General features: G+C 71.2%; 23 protein-coding genes. 7 read left to right on the plus strand and 16 right to left on the minus strand.

Translation table 11 applies throughout. The annotated features are described in order from the left end of the window. The first annotated feature begins 432 nt into the window (after positions 1–432). Both HCJ94_RS09225 and HCJ94_RS09230 read left to right on the plus strand, forming a co-directional pair. Complete coding sequence (locus HCJ94_RS09225) at positions 433–1374, plus strand: polysaccharide deacetylase family protein (RefSeq protein WP_309227203.1); 942 nt, start codon at positions 433–435, stop codon at positions 1372–1374. Positions 1375–1435: 61 nt separating this feature from the next. After that, the gene (locus tag HCJ94_RS09230; protein WP_168000560.1) at positions 1436–1735 is read left to right on the plus strand and encodes a DUF1540 domain-containing protein; all 300 of its coding nucleotides are present in this window, start codon (positions 1436–1438) and stop codon (positions 1733–1735) included. 62 nt (positions 1736–1797) lie between these two features. On the opposite strand, the gene HCJ94_RS09235 is transcribed toward HCJ94_RS09230, so the two are convergent. After that, on the minus strand, positions 1798–3804 hold the full coding sequence (locus HCJ94_RS09235) for an ethylmalonyl-CoA mutase (protein WP_168000561.1): 2007 nt from the start codon (positions 3802–3804) through the stop codon (positions 1798–1800). A gap of 151 nt (positions 3805–3955) precedes the next feature. On the opposite strand from HCJ94_RS09235, the gene HCJ94_RS09240 reads away from it, so the two are divergent. Further along, a complete protein-coding gene (locus HCJ94_RS09240; protein WP_168000562.1) occupies positions 3956–4804 on the plus strand; it encodes an ABC transporter ATP-binding protein in 849 nt (282 codons plus the stop codon). Beyond that, positions 4801–5646 carry an ABC transporter permease gene (locus tag HCJ94_RS09245; RefSeq protein WP_168000563.1) on the plus strand — a complete coding sequence of 282 codons (846 nt, stop codon included), beginning with the start codon at positions 4801–4803 and terminating at the stop codon, positions 5644–5646. The genes HCJ94_RS09240 and HCJ94_RS09245 overlap by 4 nt, the downstream gene beginning before the upstream one ends. A 165-nt stretch (positions 5647–5811) precedes the next feature. On the opposite strand, the gene HCJ94_RS09250 is transcribed toward HCJ94_RS09245, so the two are convergent. Together HCJ94_RS09250 and murA are read right to left on the minus strand one after the other, a co-directional pair. Next, positions 5812–6660 (minus strand): 3-hydroxyacyl-CoA dehydrogenase family protein, encoded by an 849-nt coding sequence (locus HCJ94_RS09250; RefSeq protein WP_168000564.1) that lies wholly within the window; start codon positions 6658–6660, stop codon positions 5812–5814. A gap of 103 nt (positions 6661–6763) precedes the next feature. Further along, positions 6764–8191: a UDP-N-acetylglucosamine 1-carboxyvinyltransferase gene (gene murA / locus HCJ94_RS09255; RefSeq protein ID WP_168000565.1), complete on the minus strand. Its 1428-nt coding sequence runs from the start codon at positions 8189–8191 to the stop codon at positions 6764–6766. Between murA and HCJ94_RS09260 the strand changes: the two genes are divergently transcribed. Then, complete coding sequence (locus HCJ94_RS09260; protein ID WP_168000566.1) at positions 8190–8762, plus strand: cob(I)yrinic acid a,c-diamide adenosyltransferase; 573 nt, start codon at positions 8190–8192, stop codon at positions 8760–8762. The genes murA and HCJ94_RS09260 overlap by 2 nt on opposite strands. Positions 8763–8809: 47 nt before the next feature. Beyond that, the gene (locus tag HCJ94_RS09265) at positions 8810–9181 is read left to right on the plus strand and encodes a VOC family protein (protein WP_309227204.1); all 372 of its coding nucleotides are present in this window, start codon (positions 8810–8812) and stop codon (positions 9179–9181) included. 54 nt (positions 9182–9235) lie between these two features. Here the strand turns inward: HCJ94_RS09265 and HCJ94_RS09270 are convergent, their stop codons facing one another. The 13 genes from HCJ94_RS09270 to glyA form a co-directional block, all read right to left on the minus strand. Next, positions 9236–9691: a DUF2550 domain-containing protein gene (locus HCJ94_RS09270; RefSeq protein WP_168000567.1), complete on the minus strand. Its 456-nt coding sequence runs from the start codon at positions 9689–9691 to the stop codon at positions 9236–9238. A 13-nt stretch (positions 9692–9704) separates the two neighbouring features. After that, a complete protein-coding gene (locus HCJ94_RS09275; protein WP_168000568.1) occupies positions 9705–9986 on the minus strand; it encodes a F0F1 ATP synthase subunit epsilon in 282 nt (93 codons plus the stop codon). Positions 9987–10084: 98 nt separating this feature from the next. Continuing rightward, positions 10085–11227: an LCP family protein gene (locus HCJ94_RS09280; RefSeq protein ID WP_168000569.1), complete on the minus strand. Its 1143-nt coding sequence runs from the start codon at positions 11225–11227 to the stop codon at positions 10085–10087. Between the two features lie 241 nt (positions 11228–11468). Further along, positions 11469–12908, minus strand: coding sequence for a F0F1 ATP synthase subunit beta (atpD, locus tag HCJ94_RS09285; protein WP_168000570.1), 1440 nt, complete (start codon positions 12906–12908; stop codon positions 11469–11471). Next, positions 12908–13837, minus strand: a complete 930-nt coding sequence (locus tag HCJ94_RS09290) for a F0F1 ATP synthase subunit gamma (protein WP_168000571.1) — start codon at positions 13835–13837, stop codon at positions 12908–12910. The genes atpD and HCJ94_RS09290 overlap by 1 nt, the downstream gene beginning before the upstream one ends. Before the next feature lie 2 nt (positions 13838–13839). Continuing rightward, positions 13840–15492, minus strand: a complete 1653-nt coding sequence (gene atpA, locus HCJ94_RS09295) for a F0F1 ATP synthase subunit alpha (RefSeq protein ID WP_168000572.1) — start codon at positions 15490–15492, stop codon at positions 13840–13842. Positions 15493–15576: 84 nt separating this feature from the next. Continuing rightward, the gene (locus tag HCJ94_RS09300) at positions 15577–16398 is read right to left on the minus strand and encodes a F0F1 ATP synthase subunit delta (RefSeq protein WP_168000573.1); all 822 of its coding nucleotides are present in this window, start codon (positions 16396–16398) and stop codon (positions 15577–15579) included. After that, positions 16398–16937, minus strand: coding sequence for a F0F1 ATP synthase subunit B (locus HCJ94_RS09305; RefSeq protein ID WP_168000574.1), 540 nt, complete (start codon positions 16935–16937; stop codon positions 16398–16400). Before HCJ94_RS09305 ends, HCJ94_RS09300 begins: the two co-directional genes overlap by 1 nt. 30 nt (positions 16938–16967) lie before the next feature. Next, positions 16968–17204 carry an ATP synthase F0 subunit C gene (locus HCJ94_RS09310; RefSeq protein WP_168000575.1) on the minus strand — a complete coding sequence of 79 codons (237 nt, stop codon included), beginning with the start codon at positions 17202–17204 and terminating at the stop codon, positions 16968–16970. Between the two features lie 65 nt (positions 17205–17269). Then, positions 17270–18067 carry a F0F1 ATP synthase subunit A gene (atpB, locus tag HCJ94_RS09315; RefSeq protein WP_168000576.1) on the minus strand — a complete coding sequence of 266 codons (798 nt, stop codon included), beginning with the start codon at positions 18065–18067 and terminating at the stop codon, positions 17270–17272. 11 nt (positions 18068–18078) lie between these two features. After that, on the minus strand, positions 18079–18315 hold the full coding sequence (locus HCJ94_RS09320) for an AtpZ/AtpI family protein (protein WP_168000577.1): 237 nt from the start codon (positions 18313–18315) through the stop codon (positions 18079–18081). A gap of 189 nt (positions 18316–18504) precedes the next feature. Then, positions 18505–18939: a hypothetical protein gene (locus HCJ94_RS09325; protein ID WP_309227205.1), complete on the minus strand. Its 435-nt coding sequence runs from the start codon at positions 18937–18939 to the stop codon at positions 18505–18507. Then, positions 18932–20224: a serine hydroxymethyltransferase gene (gene glyA, locus HCJ94_RS09330; RefSeq protein WP_168000578.1), complete on the minus strand. Its 1293-nt coding sequence runs from the start codon at positions 20222–20224 to the stop codon at positions 18932–18934. Before glyA ends, HCJ94_RS09325 begins: the two co-directional genes overlap by 8 nt. 35 nt (positions 20225–20259) lie before the next feature. On the opposite strand from glyA, the gene HCJ94_RS09335 reads away from it, so the two are divergent. Beyond that, on the plus strand, positions 20260–21741 hold the full coding sequence (locus HCJ94_RS09335) for an SDR family oxidoreductase (protein ID WP_168000579.1): 1482 nt from the start codon (positions 20260–20262) through the stop codon (positions 21739–21741). Positions 21742–21744 lie beyond the last annotated feature (3 nt).

The raw sequence follows: 21744 nt of genomic DNA on the forward strand, positions 1-21744 counted from the left end.
ACCCGCGCCGACAAAGGGGGGATCAGCCAGCGGGTGCGACGTCCGGGCTCGCAGGCGCGGTCCGAGGGGGTCGGACCGGCGATGTCCCGGGTGTCCGGCCCGGCGATGACGTGGGGCGGGGGCCCTCACGGCGCCGGGACCATGTGTAACGACCGCCGGGCCGCCATCATTCCGGCCGGGTGGACCGGCGATCCGCCCGCTCGGGGCGGCGGCCCTGCTCGATCGTCCACGTGATGTAACGACCCCGGCCCGGCCGCCATTCCGGCGTGGTGATGCCGCCGGTCACGCCCTGGAACCGGACATCCGGCCGGTCCGAGGACACCTGATCCGGACGGGCGGGGCATCGCACGCAGGCGTGCGGAAGATTCCGGAGTCGAGGGCGACGGACCGAGGGGGACCTCGCGAAACCGACGATGTTGGGATCATCTCCCGGTGTCCGTGAGAATCTCCCGCGTTCCGCTCGCCGCGACCCTCACCGCCGTCGTCGGCGCGGTCGTCCTGCTCACCGTCCCGGCCCACTTCCGCCAGCCGGCGAACGCCAGCATCGTCTGGGTGCCCGCTCCGAGCCGACCCGCGGGCACGGGGACGCCCCCGGGGCCGACCGAGGGGCCGGTCGACGCTCCGGGGAGCCAGCCCTCGCCGACCGGCCCCGCGACGCCGCCGGAGGCTCCCGCCCGGCCCGGCGCCACCCCGCCGGGGACACGGCCGCCGGTGGTCGACCATGGCCCGCGAACGGGCAACAAGGTGGCTCTCACCTTCGACGCGGACATGACCGACGCCATGCGGTACCAGTTGCGCAGCGGCGCCGTGCGGTCGTACGCGAACCTGAGGATCGTCGACCTGCTGGAGCGGGAGAACGTGCCGGCCACCTTCTTCCTGACCGGCAAATGGGTCGAGCAGTACCCGCAGGTGACCCGGCGACTCGCCGCCAACCCGCGCTTCGAGTTGGCCAACCACACGTACGCGCACCTGGCCTTCACGGCGGACTGCTACGGCCTGCCGCGGCTGCCGCAGCGGCAGATGACCGCCGACGTGGCCCGCACGTTCGACATCGTGGCGCCGTACGGCGGCCGGCAGACCCGGTACTTCCGCTTCCCCGGGCTCTGCCACGACCGGGCGGCGCTGGACGCGCTGGCCCCGCTGGGCGTCACGGTGGTGGACGGGGACGTGGTGAGCGGGGACCCCTTCGCCACGTCGTGGCGACCGATCGTCCGGGCCGTGCTGGACGGCGTACGCCCGGGCTCGGTGGTCGTCCTGCACGTGACGGAGGCGAACGCGCCGATGACCGACGAGGCGCTGCCGCACATCCTCGCCGGCCTGGCCGAACGGGGGTTGGAGCCGGCCCCGCTCTCGGAGGTCCTCGGGCATCCCTGAACCTCGTTCACGAAGGCCGGCAAAAGCCTAAAATCGGGGCAAGACCCTAGAGGAGGTTGGCATGACCGCAGCGATGGAGATGCCCCGCGTGCAGGAGTGCGTGGTCACGGCGTGCGGGTACAACCACACCGGCGACTGCCACGCCTTCGCCATCACGATCGGCAGCATGGATCACGCCCACTGCCACACCTTCATCGAACTACCGGCGGTACGGGCCGGGGTGGACGGTCTGATCGCCCAGGTCGGCGCCTGCCAGCGGGCCGACTGCCGGCACAACGACCAGTTGGAGTGCCACGCGCCGGGCATCAAGGTCGGGCCGGACAACGACATGGCCGACTGCCTGACGTACGCCACCCGCTGACCACTCGCACCGTCCAGGGGCCCCGGCTACCACGCTTGACGTCGTAGCCGGGGGCCCTGCTCTCACGTCAGGCCGTTGGCCTCGCGGACGACCGTCACCAGTTCGTCGATGATCCCGGTGAGGGCGAAGTCCTTCGGCGTGAACACGCGTGCCACGCCGGCCCTCCGCAGCGCCTCGGCGTCGACCGCCGGGATGATGCCGCCGACCACCACCGGCAGGTCACCCCGGCCGGCGGCGCGCAGGCCGTCCAGCACCGCCGGCACCGCCGCGAGGTGCGAGCCGGACAGCACCGACAGCCCGACCAGGTCGACGTCCTCCTCGACGGCGGCGGCCACGATCTGCCCCGCGGTCAGCCGGATGCCCTGGTAGACGACCTCGAAGCCGGCGTCCCGGGCGCGTACCGCGATCTGCTCGGCGCCGTTGGAGTGCCCGTCCAGGCCGGGCTTGCCGACCAGCAGCCGCAGCCGACCGCTGCCCAGCTCCCGCGCGGTGGCGGTGACCCGCTCCCGGACGGCGGCCAGGGTGGCGTCCCCGCCCGCGCCGGCCGCGCCGGACAGGCCGGTGGGCGCCCGGTACTCGCCGAACACCTGCCGCAGCGCGCCCGCCCACTCGCCGGTGGTGACGCCGGCGCGCACGCACTCCAGCGTCGCCGCCATCAGGTTCGTCGTGGTCGCGGCGTCCGCGCGGAGGCGGGCCAGTGCCGCGTCCACGGCCGCCGAGTCCCGGCCGACCCGCCATTCGCGTACGGCGGCAGCGGCGGCCGCCTCCACCGCCGGGTCCACCTGCTCGATCGCCTCGGCACCGGCCGCGGTCAGCGGGGACGGCTCGGTCTCGACGAACCTGTTCACACCGACCACCACGTCGGTGCCGGCCTCCATCCGGCGGCGCCGCTCCGCGAGCGAGGCCACCAGCGCGCTCTTGAGGTAGCCGGTCTCGACGGCGGCCACCACGCCACCCATCTCGAGAACCTTCTCCAGCTCGACGCGGGCCCCGGTGACGATGTCGTCGACGAGCGCGGTCATCACGTGCGAGCCCTCGAAGAGGTCCGGGTACTCCAGCAGGTCCGACTCGTACGCGAGCACCTGCTGCATGCGCAGCGACCACTGCTGGTCCCAGGGGCGGGGCAGACCGAGCGCCTCGTTCCACGCCGGCAGCTGGACCGCGCGGGCCCGGGCGTCCCGGGAGAAGGTGACGCCGAGCATCTCCAGCACGATGCGCTGGACGTTGTTCTCCGGCTGCGCCTCGGTCAGGCCCAGCGAGTTGACCTGGACGCCGTACCGGAAGCGGCGTTGCTTCGGGTTCTCGACGCCGTACCGGTCGCGGGTGATCTCGTCCCAGAGCGCGCCGAACGCGCGCATCTTGGCGATCTCCTCGACGAAGCGCACCCCGGCGTTGACGAAGAAGCTGATCCGCTGGACGACGTCACCCATCCGCTCGGCGGGCACCTGGCCCGAGTCGCGAACCGCGTCGAGCACCGCGACGGCGGTGGCCAGCGCGAAGCCGACCTCCTGCACCGGGGTCGCCCCGGCCTCCTGCAGGTGGTACGAGCAGATGTTGACCGGGTTCCACTTCGGCATCTCGCGCAGCGTGTACGCGATGACGTCGGCGGTCAGCCGCAGCGACGCCGCCGGCGGGAAGATGTACGTCCCGCGGGACAGGTACTCCTTGATGATGTCGTTCTGCGTCGTGCCGGCGCAGCGGGCCAGCTCGGCACCCTGCTCGGTGGCGACGGTGCCGTAGAGGCCGAGCAGCCACATGGCCGGCGCGTTGATGGTCATCGAGGTGTTCATCTCGGCCAGCGGGATGCCCTCGAAGAGCGCCCGCATGTCGCCGAGATGCGCCACCGGCACACCCACCCGGCCGACCTCGCCGGCCGCCAGCTCGTGGTCGGGGTCGTACCCGGTCTGGGTGGGCAGGTCGAAGGCGACCGAGAGCCCGGTCTGCCCCTTCGCCAGGTTGCGGCGGAAGAGCGCGTTGGTCGCGGCGGCCGAACTGTGCCCGGCGTAGGTGCGCATCACCCACGGGCGGTCGCGCTCGGGCAGCCGACCCGGGAGAGCCTTCTCGTCCATGGCGGGAGTTTAAGTTACCGTTCAGTAAAACGGGTTGTGGAAAACCACACAGGTCCATGTCGCGGACGCCGGGGCGGGAAGCGCCCGGTATGGCCCGGACCGCCACACCCCGGACGGCCGCCGCCGGCGGACAGGCCGCACACTTGACGGCATGGAAGACGAGCTCGCGATCTCCGTACGGGGGCTGCGCAAGGCGTACCGGGAGACCGTCGCCGTGGCGGGGGTGGACCTCGACGTCCGCCGGGGCGAGGTGTTCGCCCTGCTCGGCCCGAACGGCGCCGGCAAGACCACCACGGTGGAGATCCTGGAGGGGTACCGCAAGCGCGACGCCGGCGAGGTCTCGGTGCTCGGCAGCGACCCGGCGGCCCCCGCCGCCGACTGGCGTTCGCGGGTGGGGATCGTGCTCCAGGGCACCGGCGAGTTCGACGAGCTGACCGTCTCCGAGGTGGTGCGCCACTTCGCCGGCTTCTACGCCGACGCCGACGACCCGGACAAGGTCATCGCCCGTGTGGGGCTGGCCGACAAGGCGAAGGCGCGTACGCACGCCCTCTCCGGCGGGCAGAAGCGCCGCCTGGACGTGGCGCTCGGCATCGTCGGCCGTCCCGAGCTGCTCTTCCTGGACGAGCCGACCACCGGCTTCGACCCCGAGGCGCGGCGCGAGTTCTGGGAGCTGATCCGGGACCTGGCGGCCGCCGGCACGACGATCCTGCTGACCACGCACTACCTCGACGAGGCCGAGGCCCTGGCCGACCGGGTCGGGGTGATCGCCGACGGGCGGCTGGTCGAGGTCGCCGCACCCGGGCGGCTCGGCAACCGGCACGAGGCCCTCGCGACGGTCTCCTGGCGTACGCCGGAGGGGGTCGTGGAGAGCGCGGAGAGCGCGACGCCGACGGCGCTGGTGGCGGAGCTCGCCACGCGCTTCGGCGGCGAGGTGCCCGGCCTGACCGTGACGCGGCCGACGCTGGAGGACGTCTACCTGAGGATGATCGGACATACATGAGCACCACGATGACGCCGGCCACGCCGGCCACCGCGATGCCGCGACGCCGGCTGGGCCCGGTCGCCCTGGGCCTGCGACAGGGTCGGCTGGAGATCACCCAGTTCCTGCGCAGCCGTGAGTCCGTCGTCTTCACCCTGGGCTTCCCGGTAATCATGATCATGATCTTCGCGTCGATCTTCGACGGCGAGATCGCGCCCGGTGTGCGCTTCACGCAGTACTTCGTCACCGGCATGATCGCGACCGGCCTGATGACGGTCAGCTTCCAGAACCTCGGCATCTGGATCCCGATCGAGCGGGACCGGGGGGTCCTGAAGCGCTACCGGGGCACGCCGATGCCGAAGTGGGCCTACTTCGCCGGCAAGGTGATCCTGGTGGTGGTGATCGGCGTCGCGGAGACCGCGCTGCTGCTCGCCGTCTCGGCCGCCCTGTTCGACCTGGAACTCCCCGGCACGGCCGCGAAGTGGCTGACCTTCGGCTGGGTGTCCGCGCTCGGGATCACCGCCTGCACGCTGTGCGGCATCGCGATATCCTCGCTGGCACGCAGCTCGCGCAGCGGCTCGGCGGTGGTCACCCCGGTCGCCCTGGTGCTCCAGTTCATCTCCGGGGTGTTCTTCGTCTTCACCCAGCTGCCGAGCTGGATGCAGCAGGTGGCGGCGCTCTTCCCGCTCAAGTGGATGTGCCAGGGGCTGCGCTCGGTGTTCCTGCCGGACGCCTTCGGCGCCCAGGAGCCGGGCGGCTCCTTCGAGCTGGGCCGGGTCGCCCTCGTGCTGGCCGCGTGGTGCGTGATCGGCCTGCTGCTCTGCCTCGGCACGTTCCGCTGGACGACCAAGCGCGACGGCTAGGGCTTGTGTCGAGTCCTCGGTCGAGCCGAGGCGGAGTCCAGGCGGCGGTCGGCAAGGCGGAGTTTCGTCCGTCGTCGCCTGGGCCCGCCGCAGGCCGGCCAGGGACTTCGACACACGCCCTAACCCGTACGGGCCGGGCGCACCGCGCGCCCGGCCCGCCACGACTCAGTACGAGTAGAAGCCCTTGCCGGTCTTGCGGCCCAGGTCGCCGGCGGTGACCATGCGCTGGAGCAGCTCCGGCGGGAAGAACTTCTCGTCGGCGGTGTCGGTGTAGATGTTCTTCGCGGCGTGCAGCAGCACGTCCACGCCGGTCAGGTCGGTGGTCGCCAGCGGACCCATGGCGTGACCGAAGCCGAGCTTGCAGGCGGTGTCCAGGTCCTCCGCCGAGACCACGCCGGACTCGACCAGCTTGACCGCCTCCACCACCAGCGCGGCGATGAGCCGGGTGGTGACGAAGCCGGCGATGTCGCGGTTCACGACCACCACGGTCTTGCCGATCTCCTCGGCGAACGCCTTCGCGGTGGCGAGGGTCTCGTCGCTGGTCTTGTAGCCGCGGACCAGCTCGCAGAGCTTCATCATCGGCACGGGCGAGAAGAAGTGGGTGCCGACGACCGCCTCCGGGCGCTCGGTGACGGCGGCGATCTGGGTGACCGGGATGGCGGAGGTGTTGGTGGCGAGCACCGCGTCCGCCTTGCAGATCTTGTCCAGCGCGCGGAAGACCTCGTGCTTGATCTCCAGGCGCTCGAAGACCGCCTCGACGACGATGTCCGCGTCGGCGACCGCCTCCAGGTCGGTGGTGGGGGTGATCCGGCCGAGCGCCGCCTCGACGTCGGACGCGGGGATCTTCCCCTTCTCGGCGAACTTCTCCAGCGACTTCCGGATGCCGTCCACGCCGCGCTTCGTGGCCGCGTCGTCCAGGTCCCGCAGGGTCACCTGCCAGCCCGCCTGCGCCGCCACCTGGGCGATGCCCGAGCCCATCAGCCCGGCTCCGACGACCGCGAGTCGACCCGCCATCTGCTCACTCCCTCGCCTGATTGGGTGTCTGCCTGCACCCTAGTCGGCGGGCCTGAACGAGTGCTAAGGGCGGTGCCCGACGCAACCGGGCGGTGCCGATCCGTCAGATGGTCATGGTCGGCTCGTCGGGCGTCGTGTCACGCTCGACCTCGACGCCGAGCGCCCGCAGGTCCGCCACGAAGTCGGGGTAGCCCCGGTCGACGTGGTGCACGTGCGAGACCTCGGTGACCCCGTCGGCGCAGAGCCCCGCGATGATGAGGCCCGCGCCGGCCCGGATGTCCGTCGCGCGCACCGGCGCCCCGGAGAGGCGGTTCCGGCCCCGGACCACGGCGTGGTGCCCGTCGGTCTTGATGTCCGCTCCCAACCGCATCATCTCGTTGGCGAACATGAAACGGCCGTCGAAGATGTTCTCGGTGATCAGGGAGGCGCCGTCACTGACCGCGGCGAGCCCGATCGCCATCGGCAGCAGGTCGGTGGCGAATCCCGGGTACGGCAGCGTGACCACGTCGACGGCGCGCGGACGGTCGTCCATCCGCATCCGGAAGGCGTCCTGCCGCGTCTCCACCAGCCCGCCCGCGGACACCAGCTTGTCCAGGGCCACCTCGAGAAACGCCGAGGGCACGCCGGTCACCGTCACGTCCCCCCGGGTCATCGCCGCGCCGAAGGCCCACGTCCCGGCGACGATCCGGTCCCCCACCGTGGCGTGGCGCACCGGGCGCAGCCCGGGGACACCGACGATCGTCAGGGTCGACGTGCCCGCGCCGTCGATCAGCGCGCCCATCTGGTTGAGCATCGTGCAGATGTCGACGATCTCGGGCTCGCGGGCGGCGTTGTCGATGACCGTGGTGCCCTCGGCGAGGACCGCCGCCATCACCAGGTTCTCGGTGGCGCCGACGCTGGGGAAGTCCAGCACGATCTCGGCGCCGCGCAGGCCGTGCGGTGCCGAGGCGATCACGAATCCGTGCTCGCCGGCGATGTCGGCGCCCATCCGGGTCAGGCCCGAGATGTGCATGTCCAGCCCGCGCGAACCGATCGCGTCGCCGCCCGGATGCGCCACCCGGACGCAGCCCCGACGGGCGAGCAGCGGGCCGAGCACGCAGATCGACGCGCGCAGCCGACGGACCAGGTCGTAGTCGGCCTCGACACCCGGCATCTCGGGCACGTCAATGGTGACCGAGCGGGAGCGGGCCACGCCGCCGTACGCGACCATCGGGTCCACCGGGTCGTCCGCGTCGAACCGGACGTCGCAGCCCAGCCGGCGCAGCACCTCCCCCATGATGGCGATGTCGGTGATCCGCGGGACGTTGGTGATCACGCTGCGGCCGGGCGCGAGCAGGGCGGCGGCCATGAGCTTCAGGGCCGAGTTCTTGGCGCCGACCACGTGCACGGTGCCGGCCAGGCGGGCGCCGCCGCAGACCCGGATGACGTCGACGGCGTTGGGCGCCGGGTCGCCCGGCCCCACGCCGGCCGGCCAGGCGGGCTCCGGCCGGGCCGGGATGGTCAGGTCCGGTATCCGTAGGCTGTGCGTCATGGCCGTCCACCTCACGCGCATCTACACCAAGGCCGGCGACGCCGGCATGACCAGGCTGAGCAACAACGAGCAGGTGCCGAAGACAGATCCCCGGATCGCCGCGTACGCGGACGTCGACGAGTGCAACGCGGCGATCGGCGTCGCGCTCGCCCTCGGGCAGCTCGACGAGGAGCTGCGGAACGTCCTCGGGTCGATCCAGAACGACATGTTCGACGTGGGTGCCGACCTGGCCACCCCGGTGGAGCCGGACCCGAAGTACCCGCCGCTGCGGGTCACCGAGGAGTACGTCGAGCGCCTCGAGGGCTGGTGCGACGAGTACAACGCACGCCTCAGCAAGCTCGACTCCTTCATCCTCCCCGGCGGCACCGCGGGCGCGGCGCTGCTGCACGTGGCGCGGACGATCGCCCGACGCGCCGAGCGTGCGGCCTGGGCCCTGGTCGCGCACGACCCTGATCGGACCAGCTCTCTTCCGGCAAAGTATCTCAACCGGCTCTCCGATCTGCTCTTTATCCTGGCAAGAACGGCAAATCCGGCGGGAGACGTGCTATGGGTGCCGGGCGGTAACCGCTGACCGGGCAACCGCCGCCCGCCCGCACCGGCGCGCTGCACCACGTCGAGGTGTGGGTCCCCGACCTGGCCGGAGCCGTCCGCAGTTGGGGATGGCTCCTCGGGGAGCTGGGCTGGACGCCGTTCCAGGAGTGGCCGGCCGGCCGCTCCTGGCGGCTCGGCCCCACCTACGTCGTGCTGGAGGAATCCCCCGCGCTGTCCGGCCGGGTCCACGACCGGCTCGCCCCGGGCCTCAACCACCTCGCCTTCCACGCCGGCCCGCCGGCCGCCGTCGACCGGCTGGTCGCGGCGGCGCCGGCGCACGGCTGGTCGCTGCTCTTCCCCGACCGCCATCCCCACGCCGGCGGTCCCGAAACCTACGCCGCCTATCTCACCGACGGCCAGGGGTACGAGGTGGAGCTGGTCGCCTTCCCGAACCGGTGACGTGCATGACGGCGGGCCCGGATCGTCAGGCGTTTCCGGAGAGCGGGACGGTGGCTAGGCCGCCGGCCAGTCCTGCGAGGCCAGACGCGGCGAGACCGCCCCCGGAGGGGCGGCCTCGAGCCAGGAGAGGAACCCGGTGACGGTGGATCGCGCCATGGCGATCTCGACCGGAGCGTGGTGACTGGTACAGCGGAGGATGACCCAGTCGGCGGGCATCGCGAAGCGCTCCTGCCCCTCGGGCAGCCGGCGGCGCTCGACCGCCAGACCCTTCCGGGAGAGGACCCGCTTCGGGCGGAGGGCGAAGCTGAACATCCGGTACCACCGGAGTTCGTCGCCCGCGAAACGGCCGAAGCCGGGAGCCCAGCCTCGGCCGTCGAGCATCGTGGAGGTCCGGACGCTGAGCCGGATGATGCCTCCGCTGCGGGTGACAAGTGCCCGCCGGACGAAGAGAATCAGGAGCGCGCCGAGGATGACGGCGACGCCGATCCCGATCCCTTCGACGATCTCCATCTCCGGTGTCGGCTCAGCGACCGGCGGAGGAGACCGGGGTGGCGCTCTCGGCCAGGACGGTGACGCCCTCGGCGCTCACCGACAGGAAGCCGCCGGCCACCTCGTACGCGACCTGCTCGCCACCGGGCAGCTTGATGCGGACCTGGCCGGGCTCGGCGAGCTGGCCGAGCAGGGGCGCGTGCCCCGGCAGCACACCCAGCTCGCCCTCGGTCGTCCGCGCGACGACCATCTCGGCGTCGCCGGACCAGACCTTCTCCTCGACGGCTACGAGCTCGACGTGAAGCTGCTGTGCCACGCTGTCTCCTTGCTGCGGCGGCGGGTTGCCGAAAGTCTAATCGCGCCGCAGACCCGCCCGTAACGCGGGTGGCGAGACCTGCCTCACTGAAACCCGATTCAGCTCGCCTTGTTCTGGAATTCCGGGTGCTCCAGCAGGAAGGCGTCGAGCTGCTCGTTCTTCAGTGACGCGAAGAAGTCCTGTACGGCGGGGTCGAAGCGCTCGCCCAGGTACTTCCCGTTCTCCATGATGCCGCCGCCCGGCAGCTTGATCATCTGGATGTTGTTCGGGCGCAGGTTCTTCAGCGCGAGGCCGAAGTCGACGACGCTGTGCCCGCGACCGTTGAAGACCAGGGACTGGCCGGCCGCCCGGAGCACCTTGTCCAGCTTGATCGGGTTGGTCACCACGTCGGCGCTGAACGCCTGGCTCGCCATCGCCTTGACGAACTGCTGCTGGTGGCGCTGCCGGCCGTAGTCGCCGTCCGGCACACCGTTCTTGGGGTAGCGCTGCCGGACGTAGTCCAGCGCCTGCCAGCCCTTGAGGTGCTGCTTGCCCTTCGGGTAGATGGCCTGCTCGCCCAGGTATCCGCCGCCGCCGGGCCGCAGCTCGCGGTGGGTCCCGTCGGGGCGGCGGTGCTCCGAGCGCACCTCGCGCTCGATGTTCATGGTGACGCCGCCCATCGCGTCGACGATCCGGATGAAGCCGCTGAAGTTGATGATCGCGCCGGCGTCGAACCGCTCGATCCCGGTCACCTGCTGGACCGTGCTGGCGAGCAGCTGGAAGCCCTGGGCCGCGTCCGGGTTCTGCCCGGCCTTGCGGCTGCCGTACGACATCGCCGCGTTCAGCTTCTCCTTGCTGCCGCCGAAGCCGGCCGGCTCGAAGGCCGGGATGTCGACGTAGAGGTCACGGGGCAGGGAGAACAGGTAACCGCGGTCGAGGCCGGCCGGCACGTGCAGCACCATGACCGAGTCGGCCAGCGGCGGCTGCTCCGGCTTCCGGGGGTCGACGCCGACGAGCAGGATGTTGAGCGGGCCCTTGATGTCGCTCTTGCGCTCCTTGGCGCCGGCAGCCTGGTCGCCGAAGAGGTCGGCCTTGCCCACCGCGCCCTCGTAGCGGGCCATCAGCGCCTCGGCGCCCACCAGGACCGCGCCGCTGAGGAACATGAGGACGGCACCGAAGACGGTGCAGACCCGGGCCCACCGCGGCACGCCTGCCCACACGGACGGCTTCCGACCGCCCTTGCCGGCCTTACCCACGATCATCTCCGTTCGTCACGCCCACGATCAGGAGACGGGCGTACGCAGCCGTTTGGTTGCACGGTTCCGCGCGCAATCGGGGGAGCGCGCGCATGAACGGTACCTCGCGTCGGGCATGATCGCCGACCCGTGGAACCGGGCAGCGGCGATGATAGGTCCCGAAGATGAACGAAAGGCCGCCCCGGCTTTAACCGGGACGGCCTTTCGGGTCGTCGACGGGCGGGCCCGACGACGGTCGTCAGCGGGCTCAGCCCTGCGCCATCAGCTCCTTGGCCTTGCGCTCCAGGTCCTCCAGGCCGCCGCACATGAAGAAGGCCTGCTCGGGGAAGTGGTCGTACTCACCCTCGCTGATCTTCTTGAACGCCTCGATGGTCTCCTTGATCGGGACCGTCGAGCCCGGCACGCCGGTGAACTGCTCGGCGGCGTAGGTGTTCTGCGACAGGAACCGCTCGATCCGCCGGGCCCGGCCGACGGTGAGCTTGTCCTCCTCGGAGAGCTCCTCGATGCCGAGGATGGCGATGATGTCCTGCAGGTCCTTGTAGCGCTGCAGGATCCGCTTCACCTCGGTGGCCACCGCGAAGTGTTCCTGGCCGACGAACTCCGGGGCGAGGATCCGGGACGAGGACGCCAGCGGGTCCACGGCCGGGTAGATGCCCTTGTCGGAGATCGACCGCTCCAGGTTGGTGGTCGCGTCGAGGTGGGCGAACGTGGTGGCCGGCGCCGGGTCGGTGTAGTCGTCGGCGGGCACGTAGATCGCCTGCATCGACGTGATGGCCTGACCCCGGACGGAGGTGATCCGCTCCTGGAGCTCGCCCATCTCGTCGGCCAGGGTCGGCTGGTAACCCACGGCGCTCGGCATACGGCCGAGCAGGGTGGACACCTCGGAACCGGCCTGGGTGAAGCGGAAGATGTTGTCGATGAAGAGCAGCACCTCCTGCTTCTGCACGTCGCGGAAGTACTCCGCCATGGTCAGCGCGGAGAGGGCGACGCGCAGCCGGGTGCCCGGCGGCTCGTCCATCTGGCCGTAGACCAGCGCGGTCTTGTCGATGACGCCGGACTCGGTCATCTCGGCGATGAGGTCGTTGCCCTCGCGGGTGCGCTCACCCACGCCGGCGAAGACCGAGGTACCACCGAAGTTGCGGGCAACACGGGTGATCATCTCCTGGATGAGCACCGTCTTGCCCACGCCGGCGCCGCCGAACAGGCCGATCTTGCCGCCCTTGACGTACGGGGCGAGGAGGTCGATGACCTTGATGCCGGTCTCCAGCATCTCGGTCTTCGGCTCCAGGTCCGCGAAGGCCGGGGCCTTGCGGTGGATGCCCCAGTGGTCGTCCGGGGTGAGGGTCTCGCCCTCGGTGAGGTTGAGGCACTCGCCGATCGCGTTGAACACGTGGCCCTTGACCGCGTCGCCCACCGGCACCCGGATCGGCGAGCCGCTGTCGCGCACCTCGGCACCACGGACCAGACCGTCGGTCGGCTGCATCGAGATGGCGCGGACCACGTTGTCACCCAGGTGCTGGGCGACCTCGAGGGTCAGCGTCTTCTCGCCGCCGGAGAGGGTCACGTCGACCTGCAGGGCGTTGAACAGTTCCGGCATGGCGTCGCGCGGGAACTCGGCGTCGACGACCGGGCCGATGACCCGGACCACGCGACCGGTGGCCGTCTTGGTCTCTACTGGGGCAGTCATCACACTTCACTTCCCGACGCGGCCAGCGCGTTCGCGCCGCCGACGATCTCGCTGATCTCCTGGGTGATCCCGGCCTGGCGGGCCGAGTTCATCTCGCGCGTGTACTTCTCGATCATCTCTTCGGCGTTGTCGGTGGCGCTCTTCATCGCCCGCCGCCGCGCCGCCGACTCGCTCGCCGCCGACTCCAGCAACGCCGCGTAGATCCGCGTGTTGACGTACTTCGGCAGCAGCGCGTCGAGCAGTGCCTCCGCCTCCGGCTCGAACTCGTACGCCGGGAGCAGGCCCTCCGACCGCGGCCGGTCCTCCACCTGCATCGGCCCGATGATCTTCGCGACCGGGTTCTGGGTCATCAGGGACTTGAACTCGGTGAAGACGATGTGCAGTTCGTCGACACCGAGCACGCCGTCCGCCCCGGCGCTGCCGTCCACGTCGTCCGCGCCGGCCGAGAACGCCTTGATCAGCGTCTCACCCACCTCGCGGGCGTCGGCGAACGTCGGCTGCTCCGAGAAGCCCGTCCAGCTCGCCGCGATCTCCCGGTTGCGGAACCGGTAGAACGACACGCCCTTGCGCCCGATGACGTAGAGCACCGGCTCCTTGCCCTCGGCCTTGAGCCGGGCGATCAGCGACTCGGCGGTCCTGATCGCGTTCGAGCTGTACCCACCGGCCAGGCCCCGGTCGCTGGTGATCAGCAGGACACCGGCCCGCCGGACCTGGGGACGCGGCGTGAGCAACGGGTGGTCGATCCGCGCGTTGGACGCCAGCGCCGTGAGCACCCCGGTGATGGCCTGGGCGTACGGCAGCGACGCCTCCACCCGGGCCTGGGCCTTGGCGATTCGGCTCGTCGCGACGAGCTCCATCGCCTTGGTGATCTTCTTCATCCCCTTCGCCGAGCGGATCCGCTGGCGAAGGACGCGAACCTGGGCGGCCATCGTCAGCTCTCAGCCGGGCGGTCGGTCGTGCCCTCGCGGAACCGCGTCACCGTCTCGCGGCTCTCCTCGCCCTCCAGCGGCTGGGCCGCGGGCTCGTTGATCCGCCGCTCCTCCTCCTTGCCGAGGAAGAGCTTCTTGAACTCGGTGATCGCCGAGTCGAGGGAGCCGACGATCTCGTCGTCCCACTTGTTGTCCGCGATCGCCGCCAGGACGCCCTCGTGCTTGTGGCGCAGGTACTGGAGGAACTCGGACTCGAAGCGCCGGATCTCGCCGACCGGGATGTCGTCCAGCTTGCCCTCGGTGCCGGCCCAGACCGAGACGACCTGCTCCTGCACCGGGTACGGCGAGTAGTTCGGCTGCTTGAGCAGCTCGACCAGGCGGGCACCGCGCTCCAGCTGGGCCCGGGAGGCCTTGTCCAGGTCGGAGGCGAAGGCGGCGAACGCCTCCAGCTCGCGGTACTGGGCCAGGTTGAGCCGCAGCGAACCGGCGACCTTCTTCATCGGCTTCACCTGCGCGGCGCCACCGACCCGGGAGACCGAGGTGCCGACGTTGATGGCCGGCCGGACGCCCTGGTTGAACAGGTCGGTCTCGAGGAAGATCTGGCCGTCGGTGATGGAGATGACGTTGGTCGGGATGAACGCCGAGATGTCGTTCGCCTTGGTCTCGATGATCGGCAGACCGGTCATCGAGCCGCCGCCCATCTCGTCCGAGAGCTTCGCGCAGCGCTCCAGCAGCCGGGAGTGCAGGTAGAAGACGTCACCCGGGTACGCCTCACGGCCCGGCGGGCGGCGCAGCAGCAGCGACACGGCGCGGTACGCCTCGGCCTGCTTGCTCAGGTCGTCGAAGACGATCAGGACGTGCTTGCCGCCGTACATCCAGTGCTGGCCGATGGAGGAGCCGGTGTACGGGGCCAGGTACTTGAAGCCGGCCGGGTCGGAGGCCGGCGAGGCGACGATGGTCGTGTACTCCATCGCGCCCGCCTCCTCCAGGATGCCCTTGATCGAGGCGATCGTGGAGGCCTTCTGACCCACGGCGACGTAGATGCAGCGGACCTGCTTCGTCGGGTCGCCGGAGCGCCAGTTGTCGCGCTGGTTGAGGATGGTGTCCAGGGCGACCGTGGTCTTGCCGGTCTTCCGGTCACCGATGATCAGCTGCCGCTGGCCCCGGCCGACCGGGGTCATCGCGTCGACGGCCTTGATGCCGGTCTGCATCGGCTCGAACACGGACTGGCGGGCCATCACGTTCGGAGCCTGGAGCTCCAGCTCGCGGTAGCCCTCGTTCGGGATGTCGCCGAGGCCGTCGATCGGCTGGCCGAGCGCGTTGACCACACGGCCGAGGAAGGCGTCGCCGACCGGCACCGAGAGCACCCGCTCGGTGCGCTTGACGCGCTGGCCCTCCTCGATGCCGCCGTAGTCACCGAGGACGACGACACCGATCTCCCGGACGTCGAGGTTCAGCGCCACACCGAGGGTGCCGTCCTCGAACTCCAGGAGCTCGTTGGTCATGGTCGAGGGAAGACCCTCGACGTGGGCGATGCCGTCGCCGGCGTCAGCGACGGTGCCGACCTCCTCGCGGGAGACGCCGGCCGTGTAGGAGGAGACGTAGCGCTCCAGGGCGCCGCGGATCTCCTCCGTCGAGATGGTCAGCTCGGCCATCCTCTGCTTCCTTAAGTATCAGGGCCCGGGATACCTAGTACCGACCGGTCCGATGGCGTCGAATCAGGGCTGCGGAAGCGCTGGTCAGCTCTTCGCGAGCGCGTTGCGGGTCTCGTTGAGGCGGCGCAGGACGGTGCCGTCGTACAGGTCGGAGCCGACCCGCACGCTGACGCCACCCAGCACTTCGGGATTCACCGTCTGCTTGACAGAGACCTCCCGACCGTATATCGCGGTGAGGCTGGCGCCCAGTCGACGCTCCTCCTCCTCGCTCAACGGGGCCGCGACGGTCACGTACGCGACCTGCCGGTCCCGCCGGTCGGCGGCCAGCTCGACCAGCCGGGTGAGCGCGCCGCTGAAGTTGCGTCCCCCGAAGCCGGCGAGCGCGACCCCGACGAGGTAGCCGGTGACCGGCCGGGCCTTGCCGGCGATCAGCTGGTCGACCAGGGTGGCCCGCTGGTCGGCCGGGACCATCGGGTCGGAGAGCGCGTTGGACAGCTCGGGCGAGCCGGAGACGACCTGCCCGAAGCGGAACAGCTCGTCCTCGACCTCGCCCAGCTCACCGGCCTTGTCGGCGCTCGCCAGGAGTGCCTCGACGCCCAGCAGCTCGGCGGCGTCGAGGAGTTCCGACGGGGCCGACCAGCGACCGGAGACGAGCGCGGTCAGCAGGTCGAGCGCGTCCGCGCCGACCTTGCCGGACAGGATCCCGGTGAGCAGACCGGCGCGGTCCTCACTCGAACGGGCCGGGTCGGAGAGCGCCCGGCGCAACCGCGGCTCCCGCCGCAGCAGCGCGGCGACGGAGAGGAGCTCGTCGGCGGTGGAGGCCACCGCCGACGGCTCCGCGCCACGGGCGTACGCGTCGAGGCGCTCGGCCGCGACCTTGTACGACTCCCGGCTGGCGGCCTGCATCAGCGGGCCCCCGCGCTCTCGAGACCGCTCAGGAACCGGTCGACGGTGCCCTTGCGACGCGCCTCGTCGGCGAGCGACTCACCGACGATCTTGCTGGCCAGGTCCACCGCGAGGGTGCCGACCTCGGTGCGCAGCTCGCGCACGATGGTGGCGCGCTCGGCGGCGAGCTGCTCCTTGCCGGCGGCGATGATCCGGTCGGACTCCTCCCGCGCCTTGGCGAGGATGTCCTGGCGGATGCCCTCCGCGTCGGCCCGGGCGTCGTCCCGGATCCGGGCGGCGTCGGTACGCGCCTCGGCGAGCTGTGCCCGGTACTGCTCGAGGAGCTGGTTCGCCTCGGCCTGCGCGGCCTCGGCGCGCTTGATGCCACCCTCGATCGCGTCGACCCGCGCCTGGAACGTCTGCTCCATGCGCGGGAAGACGAACTTCATCAGCACGACGCAGAGCAGGATGAAGGCGATGCCACCGACCACGATCTCCTGCCAGATCGGAATGATCGGGTTGTGGGCGGACTCACCACCCTCAGCGGCGAGGAAGAACATGGAAGACCTCCCGGTCAGAGGGGGGCGGAATTACTGGATCGGGCCCTGCCAGATGAAGCCGAACGCGATACCGAGCAGCGCGAGCGCCTCGATGACGGCGAAGCCGATCCAGACGTACGGCAGGGTCATCCGCGACGACTCCGGCTGGCGGGCGGTCGACTGGATGTAGGCGGCGAAGACCAGGCCCACGCCGATGCCCGGGCCGATGGCCGCGAGGCCGTAGCCGATGGCGGCGGTGCTGCCCTCTACCGCGGCGAGAACGTCCATTGGTTGGTTCCTCCTGGTTATCACGCGTGACGGTCACGCGGGACGACAACGGTTGGTGCGGTGGATCAGTGTTCTTCGGCGAGCGCGCCCTGCACGTAGCTGGCGGTCAGCACGGTGAAGACGTACGCCTGCAGGACGATCACCAGGAACTCGAGGAAGGTGAGCGCGACGGTCATCGCCCAGGACAGCACCGAGACCGGCGCCAGCCACGGCGTGATGTTCAGCATCGCGAAGCCGCCGAGCGTGAAGACCAGCAGGAGCATGTGGCCGGCGAACATGTTCGCGAAGAGACGGACGGCCAGCGAGAACGGCCGGACGAGGAAGGTCGAGAAGAACTCGATCGGGATCAGCAGCGGCAGGATGTACCAGGGCGCCGGCGGGATCAGTGAATTCTTGAAGAACTTCCCGGCCCCGTGATGGCGGATGCCGACCCAGATGAACATCACGTAGCTGATCACGGCGAGGAACGCCGGGAAGGCGATGTGCGAGTTCGGCGAGATCTGCAGGAACGGCACGATCGCGAAGAAGTTGGTCAGCAGGATGAAGCAGAAGAGCGTGGTGAAGTACGGCGCGAACCGCACCCCCGCGTGCCCGATCATGTCGACCGCGATGTTGTTCCGCACGAAGCCGTAGATCGACTCGGCGAACCACTGCTTCTTCGTCGGCACCAGCTGCGGGTTCCGGTAGCTGGCCAGGAAGAAGATGATGAGGACGCCGACGGCGAGCCAGACCATCGCCGTGATCTTGGTGAACCAGTAGGAGTTCTCCGCACCCCACGGCAGGATGCTGGGCAGGTAGAAGTCCTCCACGCTGGGAGGGAATACCGCCTCGCCCTGTGCCAGGACGTTCGCCTGTCCGAACACCGCGTCCCTTCCTAATTAGGCGTGCCGAGCTTGCGGACGACCAGGATGATGCCCCCGGCCATGCCGAGCACGACGCCGATCCCGGTGGCGATGCCACCGGTGCCGAGCCACCGGTCGACCAGCCAGCCGATGAAACCCCACACGAGCATGCCCGCGATCAGGTAGGAGAGCGCGGTCCAACCCTGGCCGGCACCGGACGGAACATCGTCCGGGCCGCCGCTGGGTCGGGGGTTTTGGTCACCAGCCATGACGGGGCGAACGATATCAGCCGGGAAGACGAGGCTGTGCCTCACCCCCCGCACAACCGTGGTTGTGTGGGCGTCTGGCGGGCAGGGTCGTCTGTGGGCACGCTACTCCCGTTCGGCCACCCAGAAAATGACCCATGCCGGACACATTTTGCGGGCGTCCGAGGTGTGGGACAGCGACGTGGGCCGTGCCTAGCGTGACCGGCGGGCGTGGACGGTCGTCAGCCACCAGATGTGCACGCCGGTCCAGACCACCACGCCGGCGGCGATGCCGAGGCAGAGCGGGACCAGCCCGGCCCAGCCGGTCGAGGCCACGCCGACCATCACCACGCCGAGCAGGGTGAACTTCGCCGCGTACAGGGCGAGGCCGAAGGGCAGCACGAGCTGCGGGTTGACGCTGTCGGCCCAGGCCAGCACGACGGTGGTGAGGGTGTAGCTGGCGGCGGTCACGCCCACCCCGAGCGCGGCGCCGAGGGCCGCGTCGGAGCCTCCGGTGAGCGCGCCGACCACCGCGGCCGCCGCCGCGAGCAGGCCGGTCGCCGCGAGCAGCAGCGGCAGGTGCCGCAGGCGCCACCGCCGGTCACCGGCCGTCGGCGCCGCCGGCTCGCGCACCCCGCGCTCAGCCACGGGGGTACGCCGGGAAGGCCCCGACCAGCTCGGTCACCTCGGCCGCCACCCGGCGCAGCGCGTCGGCGCCACCGGGTTCGCCCGGGTCGGTGCGCACCGCCCGGGCGATCAGGTCCGCCACCCGCCGCATCTCCGGTTCGCCCATGCCCTGGGTGGTGACGCTCGGCGTGCCGACCCGGATCCCGGAGGCGGTCATCGGCTTCTGCGGGTCGTACGGGATGGCGTTCTTGTTGAGCGTGATGCCGGCGGCGTCGCAGCGCGCCTCGGCCTCGGCGCCGGTCACCCCGAGCTCGCGCAGGTCGAGCAGGGCGAGGTGGGTGTCGGTGCCGCCCGAGACCGGGCGCATCCCCTGGTCGGCGAGACCGGCCGCGAGCGCCTGGGCGTTGCGGACCACCTGGGCGGCGTACGCCCGGAACTCCGGCTGGGCGGCCTCGCGCAGCGCGACCGCCTTCGCCGCGACGGCGTGCATCAGCGGGCCGCCCTGGGTGAACGGGAAGACGGCCTTGTCGATCCGCTGGGCCAGCGGCTCCCGGCAGAGGATCATGCCGCCGCGCGGGCCGCGCAGCACCTTGTGCGTGGTGAAGCAGACGACGTCGGCGTACGGCACCGGCGACGGGATGGCCCCGCCGGCGACCAGGCCGATGAAGTGGGCGGCGTCCACCATGAGGTACGCGTCGACCTCGTCGGCGATCTCGCGGAAGCGCGCGAAGTCGATCAGCCGCGGGTACGCCGTCGCGCCGCAGATGATCATCTTCGGCCGGTGGGCGAGCGCCAGGTCGCGCACCTCGTCGTAGTCGATCAGCTCGGTGTCCCGGTGGACCGTGTAGCCGACCGTCGCGAACCACTTGCCGGAGAAGTTCACCCGGCTGCCGTGGGTGAGGTGACCGCCGTGCGGCAGGTCCATCGCGAGCACGGTGTCCCCCGGCTGGACCAGGGCCGCGTACGCGGCCAGGTTGGCGCTCGCGCCGGAGTGCGGCTGGAGGTTGGCGTGCTCCGCGCCGAACAGCTCCTTCGCCCGGGCGATCGCGATCTCCTCGGCGCGGTCCACCTCCGCGCAACCGCCGTAGTAGCGGCGGCCCGGGTAGCCCTCGGCGTACTTGTTGGTCAGCGTCGAGCCGAGCGCCGCGAGCACGGCCGGCGAGGTCAGGTTCTCGCTGGCGATCAGCTGGAGGCCGCCACGGAGCCGGGTCAGCTCACCGAGCACGACGTCGGCGATCTCCGGATCGGTCGCCCGCAGCTGGTCGAAGTCCGGCCCCCAGAAGGTCGGCGTCGTCTCGGTGTCCACAGCGCCAGAGTCTATTGGGCCGCAGACTGGAAGCCGTGCGATGCCTGGTGACCGGAGCGACGGGGTACATCGGCGGGCGCCTGGCGCCCCGCCTGCTGGCCGAGGGGCACACCGTACGCTGCCTGGCCCGCAAGGCCGGACGGCTGCGGGACGTGCCGTGGGCCTCCCGAACCGAGATCGCCGAGGGCGACCTGCGGAGGCCGGACACGCTGGCCGCCGTGTTCGACGGGGTGGACGTCGCCTACTACCTGGTGCACTCGCTCGGCCAGTCCGGGTTCGAGTCCGCCGACCGGGAGGCGGCCACCCACTTCGCCGAGGCGGCGCGCGCGGCGGGCGTACGCCGGATCGTCTACCTGGGCGGGCCGGAGCCGCCGGCGGAGGCGGGCCTCTCCTCCCCCCACCTCCGCTCCCGGGCCGAGGTGGGGCGGATCCTGCTGGCGAGCGGGGTGCCGACGGTGGTGCTGCGCGCCGCGGTGATCATCGGCTCGGGCTCGGCCTCGTTCGAGATGCTGCGCTACCTGACCGAGCGGCTGCCGGGCATGGTGACCCCGCGCTGGGTACGCAACCGGATCCAGCCGATCGCCGTCCGGGACGTGCTGCGCTACCTCGTCGCCGCCACGCGGCTGCCGCCGGACGTCAACCGCGCCTTCGACATCGGTGGGCCGGACGTCCTCACCTTTCAGGACATGATGCAGCGGTACGCCCGCGTGGCCGGGCTGCCCCGGCGGATCATCCTGCCCGTGCGCGCGCTGACCCCGTCCCTCTCCTCGTACTGGGTCGGACTGATCACGCCGGTGCCCAACAAGATCGCCCGGCCGTTGGTGGAGAGCCTCATCCACGAGGCGGTGGCGCGCGAGCACGACATCGCGGCGTACGCGCCCGACCCGCCGGAGGGGCTGACCGGCTTCGACGAGGCGGTCGCCCTGGCGCTGGCGAAGGTGCGCGACGCGGAGGTGGAGACGCGCTGGTCCACCGCGAGCGGGCCGGACGCACCGGCCGAGCCGCTGCCCAGCGACCCGGAGTGGTCCGGCGGCACCGCCTACACCGACGTCCGGGAGCGGGTGGTGGACGCCCCGCCGGACAGGTTGTGGCGGGTGATCGAGGGCGTCGGCGGCGAGCACGGCTGGTACTCCTTCCCGCTGGCCTGGTCGGTGCGGGGCTGGCTGGACCGGCTGATCGGCGGGGTGGGCCTGCGCCGGGGCCGGCGCGACCCGCACCGCCTCCAGGTCGGCGAGGCGCTGGACTTCTGGCGGGTGGAGGAGATCGTCCCCGGTGAGCTGCTGCGGCTGCGCGCCGAGATGCGCCTGCCCGGCCGGGCCTGGCTGGAGATGCGGGCGATGCCGGCCGGGGACGGCCGGAGCCGGTACCACCAGCGGGCGGTGTTCCTGCCGCGCGGTCTGGCCGGTCACGCGTACTGGGGCGCGGTGGCACCGTTCCACGCGGTGGTCTTCGGCGGGATGGCCCGCAACATCGCCAAGGGCGCCGAGACCGGCGACCTCGCCCGCCCGCGGCGCTAGGGC

Source organism: Micromonospora thermarum (assembly GCF_012034245.1).
Classification (GTDB): Bacteria; Actinomycetota; Actinomycetes; order Mycobacteriales; family Micromonosporaceae; genus Micromonospora; species Micromonospora thermarum.